The organism is Micromonospora radicis, from assembly GCF_003583405.1.
GTDB lineage: Bacteria > Actinomycetota > Actinomycetes > Mycobacteriales > Micromonosporaceae > Micromonospora > Micromonospora radicis.
The window spans coordinates 1-1,094 of sequence record NZ_QXEC01000061.1 but is presented as its reverse complement, the minus strand read 5'-3'; the positions used below and the strand labels follow the sequence as shown (position 1 = coordinate 1,094).

Sequence of the window (1,094 nt, the reverse complement as noted above, 5' to 3'; positions counted from 1 at the left end):
GTGCTTCCGGAGCCGCCGGTCGGTGAGGTGCGGGTCGTGGGTATCGACGACTTCGCGTTACGCCGCCGCCACGTCTACGCCACTATCGTTGTGGACCTGGAGACCCGTCGCCCGGTCGAGGTGCTTGAGGGCCGCGACGCCGGGTCGGTCGTGGCGTGGCTGGCAGAGCATCCTGAGGTCGAAGTGGTGTGCCGTGACCGCGGCCGGGCCTACGCTGAGGCCGCTCGGGCCGGTGCTCCGCAAGCAGTGCAGGTCGCTGATCGGTGGCATCTGTGGAACAACCTGTGCGAAGCGGTGGACAAGACCGTCGCCGCGCATCACGGCTGCATCAAGGCGGCCTTCACCCCGACGCAGCCACCGGCGCAGACTCCGGCGCCGCCGCTACCGGATGCGCACCTTGATGTCCGTGGCCGACCCCGCGTACTGGCGGCTCGAACCGCCGAGCGATACCAGGCCGTGCAGGAACTCGTCGCGGCCGGCCGCTCGCTGCGCGGCATCAGCCGCGACCTTCAGCTGGACTACTACGCGGTACGTCGCTACGCCCGCGCCGCGAGCCTCGACGAGCTCATCGCGCCAGCGATCCACCGCCGCTCCGTACTCGATGCGTTCAAGCCCTACATCTACGAGCGGTTCACCGACGGGCAGCGCAACGCCGTGCAGCTCTATCGAGAGGTCCGCCAGCAGGGCTACACCGGTAGCGCCAGCACCGTCAATCTCTACGTACACCTGCTCAAACGCGGCGCGACCACCCCACCTACACCGCGCCCCATCCCAGCCCCCCGCTGCGCGGCGACCCTGCTGCTCACCCATCCCGACCGGCTACCACCCGAGCAGACCGGCAACCTGCACGATGTCCAAGCGGCATGCCCGCACCTGACCGCCGCCGGCCAGCATGTGCGCGCCTTCGCCAAGATGTTGACCAACCTCACCGGCCAACAACATCTATCCGAGTGGATCGACAACGTTCGCGCCGACGACCTGCCCCACCTGCGGCAGTTCACCGACGGACTCCGAACCGACTACGACGCCGTCCTCGCAGGCCTCGCCACACCCTGGAGCTCCGGCCAGGTCGAAGGACAGAACACCCGGGCCAA

General features: G+C 68.7%; 1 protein-coding gene. It reads left to right on the top strand.

Translation table 11 applies throughout. The features are described from left to right. Window positions 1-36: 36 nt before the first annotated feature. Window positions 37-1,094: ISL3 family transposase (locus tag D2L64_RS26905; RefSeq protein ID WP_158603561.1), on the top strand; the 1,058-nt coding region annotated here is incomplete at its 3' end.